Raw genomic sequence first — 3,763 nt, 5'->3', positions numbered from 1 at the left:
GCCGAACCGGCGGTTCGCGCCGAGCCGGCGGGGCCGGCGCGGGAAGCTATCTGACCCGCTCGATCAGCGCCATCGCACCGTGCGGCGCGCGGACCTTGGCGCCGTTGATGAAGAAGACGAAGGCATCGCGCGGCGCGGGCGCCGGTTTCGCTGCCTCGACATAGGGCAGCCCCTCGGGCGCGCCGCCCGCGGCCCAGTCGCGCGCCGCCGCCGCCCAGTGATCGAGCTCGGTCGGACTATAGCCCGCCGGTTCCTCCTCGACGCCATTTTCCAGCCGCGCATAGGTGAAATCCCCGGTCACGTCGGCGATCGCGGGATAATCCGCCGAATCGGCATAGACGATCGCCACCCCGGCGGCGCGGCACATCGCGATGAATGCCGGGTCGGCGAAGCTGTCATGCCGCACCTGCACCGCGTGGCGCAGCGCCACACCCTCATGCGCGGCGGGCAACAGCTTGAGGAAGGCGCCGAAATCCTCCGCATCGAATTTCTTGGTCGCCATGAATTGCCACAGGATCGGCCCGAGCCGATCGCCGAGTTCGACGATCCCCTGCCCGACGAAGCGCCCGACCGATTCGCCCGCCTCGGCCAGCACCTTGCGGTTGGTGCAGAAGCGCGAGGCCTTCAGCGTGAAGACGAACCCGTCGGGCACCGCTTTGGCCCAATTGGCGAAGGTCGCGGGCTTGAACCCGCTATAATAGGTGCCGTTGACCTCGATCGCGGTCATCTTCCCCGCGGCATATTCGAGCTCGCGCTTCGCGGGCCATTTCGGCGGGAAGAAGGTGCCGCGCCACGGTTCATAGGTCCAGCCGCCGATACCGACGCGAATCGTGCCTGTGCTCATGATCTTACCTCAAGATGTGACCCCGCCCCTCTCCGTCATGCCGGACTTGATCCGGCATCCAGAGTCTCAAGCGATGTCCTCCGTGGCTCTGGATGCCGGATCAAGTCCGGCATGACGACAAAAAACAATGCTGTAGAGGCCCCGGGGGGTGGCCGCGTCGCACGATACGCTTGCGACGCGGCCGGCGCGATACGCGCGCCAGTCCCGAAAGGGAGGGGGATGGGACCGAACGACAAACGCCCGCCGTGCGATCGGGTTCGATCGCCCGGACTCAACGTACCGTGAAGATCACCCGGTCCACCGTTCGCCCCGCCAGATCGACCAATGCGAGCTGGTGCCGGCCCGGCGGCGGGAAGATCACCGGGGCCGTCGTCGCGGCGCCGAGATCGCGCATATCGAGCCGCAGCCGGTGCGTGCCCGCCGCCCCCGTCACCGATACCGCCAGCCGCTGCCGATCGCGCGGGATATCGGGATCGAGCGCATAGACGCTCCCCGAAACCGGCGCGGCGATCCGCGGCCGCCGCGCCTCGGCGGGCGCGACGTCAGCGCGCGCGAACGAGGTGCCGGCGAGGAACCATTCGCGGCGCGGCTGCTCGCCCGTCCCCGCGAAGGTCACGCGGCGCGCCTCGACCCCCGGCGGCGGGGGCGGCGGCGCACCGGCGCGGCGGCCATTGAGCGCGAGCATCACGTCGCGCCACACCGGCGCCGCGCCGCTGGTGCCCGAGACGGCGCGCATCGCATCGCCCTCGACATTGCCCACCCATACCGCGACGGTGAAGCGATCGGTGAAGCCGACGCACCAATTGTCGCGCATCGCCTTCGACGTTCCCGTCTTCACCGCCGCCCAGAACGGCAGCCGCAGCGCCGAATCGAGCCCGAAGGTGCCCGCACGCGCGACGGGATCGGCCATCATGTCGCCGACGATCCACGCCGCCGCGCGGGTCGTCACCGCGCGCGGCGCGGGGCGCGGATCATCCGCCGCCAGCCGCAGCGGCGCCCAGCGCCCGCCGAGCGCGAGGCTGCGATAGGCGGCGGCCTGCTCGGCGAGCGTCACCTCGGCCGAGCCGAGCGCGAGGCTGAAGCCGTAATAGGACCCGTCCTCGACCAGTCCGCGATACCCGGTATCCCATAGACGATCGCGGAACGGATCGACCCCGACGAGCAGCAGCGTGCGCACCGCGGGCACGTTGAGCGACCCGGCCAGCGCCGCGCGCGCCGAAACCGGGCCCTTGAACGCGCGATCGTAATTCTGCGGCACATACAGCCCCGAGGCGGTATCGAGCTCGACCGGGGTATCGTCGAGGATCGAGGCGGGGGTGAGATAGCCCTTCTCGATCGCCTCGGCATAAAGGAACGGCTTGAGCGTCGACCCCGCCTGGCGATAGGCATTGGCCGCGTCGACCGAGGGCGCGCTGGAATTGCCGCCGACGCCGCCGACATAAGCGAGCACGTCGCCGCTCGCATTGTCGACCACGATCACCGCCCCGTCGCGCGCGCGGGTCGCGCCGAGCCCGAGCAATTGCCGGCGCAGCGCGGCGACCGCGACCCTTTGCACCGCGATGTCGAGCGTGGTGGTGACGCGCATCCCCGGCCTTTTGAGCAGCCGATCGGCGAGATGCGGCGCCAGCCCCGGATCGAGCGCGAGGCTGCGCGCCGGTCCCAGCGCCGAGGCGGCAAGCGCGGGGAAACGGGCGCAATTCCCCTCGTGCGCCAGTGCGCAGGCGCGCCGCGCGACCGCCTCGGCCGGGGCCTGCGGGTTGGGCAGCAAGGCGGCGAGCAGCAACGCATCGTCGCGGGTCACGGTCGCCGGGGTCTTGCCGAACAGCCCGAGCGCCGCCGCGCCGATGCCCTGCGCCTCGCCGCGGAACCCGGCGAGGTTGAGATAGGCCTCCAATATCTGATCGCGGCTCCAATCCCCCGCGAGCGCGCGCGCCGCCCGGATCTGGCGCAATTTGTCGAGCCAGCCGCGTGCGCCCGGCCGCGCGAGATCGGGCGCGAGGAAACCGGCGAGCTGCATCGCCAGCGTGCTCGCCCCGCGCGGGCGCTTCCCCGCGACGCGATCGCGCGCCGATGCGGCGAGCGCGAGCCAGTCGACCCCATTGTGCTGCGCGAAGCGGCGATCCTCGCTGTCGACGATCGTCGTCCGCACCACCGGCGCGATGCGATCGAGCGGGGTCCACGCCAACCGCCGCGTCGCGAAATCGACCCGCGAGGAATCGAGCAACACGCCGTTGCGATCGTAAAGCCACGCCTCCGATGGCCGCCACGCATTGCGCACCTGCGCATAGCCGGGGAGCGGCGGCGGCCGGGTGAGCCAGTCGGCGATGCCGAACAGCACCGCAATCGCGAGGATGACCGGAACCGCCCACCGTTCGCGCGCGCGCCCTCCCCGTTCGTGCCCAACATCCTCCCGTTCGCCCGGAGCTTGTCGAAGGGCTGTCCTTCTTCCGTGGAAGAAAGTGCAGCTCAGCCCGAACGGAGGTTTGGGGAAACGCATCGCGTCACTTCTGCACCACCACCACCGGCGCATTGGGCACCGCGGCATGGATCGCGGGCGAATACATCGCCTCGACCCGCGTCGGCGGGAGCTGGAAGCGCCCGGCGCCGTTCAGCCGCAGCATGTACGACGCCTGGAACCGCCCGCGCGGCACCCAGGCGTAGAAAGCGCGCCACGCCGCATTGCCGCGCTCGATATAGGCCGGGACGACCCCGACCTGGACGTCCCACAGCTTGCCGTCGCCATCGACCGCGCCGAATTTGACCCCGTCGCCGCCGCTCGCCTGGTCGGCGAGCATCTTCGATTGCCCGCCGAGATCGCCGACGATCGTCGCCCCGCCGGGGATCGGATCGTCGATCACCACCCAGTTGCGCTCGGCGGTCGCGTCGACCGTCAGCGTGATGCGCAGCACGTCGCCGCGG

General features: G+C 70.8%; 3 protein-coding genes. All 3 read right to left on the bottom strand.

Going from position 1 to position 3,763, the window contains the following annotated elements:
* Positions 1–46: 46 nt before the first annotated feature.
* A complete protein-coding gene (locus BGN95_RS10455) occupies positions 47–844 on the bottom strand; it encodes a DUF72 domain-containing protein (RefSeq protein ID WP_286772562.1) in 798 nt (265 codons plus the stop codon).
* 271 nt (positions 845–1,115) lie between these two features.
* On the bottom strand, positions 1,116–3,182 hold the full coding sequence (pbpC, locus tag BGN95_RS10450) for a penicillin-binding protein 1C (RefSeq protein ID WP_286772561.1): 2,067 nt from the start codon (positions 3,180–3,182) through the stop codon (positions 1,116–1,118).
* 163 nt (positions 3,183–3,345) lie between these two features.
* The coding region (locus BGN95_RS10445; RefSeq protein WP_286772560.1) for an alpha-2-macroglobulin family protein at positions 3,346–3,763 on the bottom strand (418 nt) is incomplete at its 5' end.

The organism is Sphingomonas sp. 66-10, assembly GCF_001897045.1.
GTDB classification, from domain to species: domain Bacteria; phylum Pseudomonadota; class Alphaproteobacteria; order Sphingomonadales; family Sphingomonadaceae; genus Sphingomonas; species Sphingomonas lycopersici.
The sequence above is the reverse complement of the archived record's forward strand: the minus strand, read 5'-3'. Positions and strand labels throughout refer to the sequence as shown.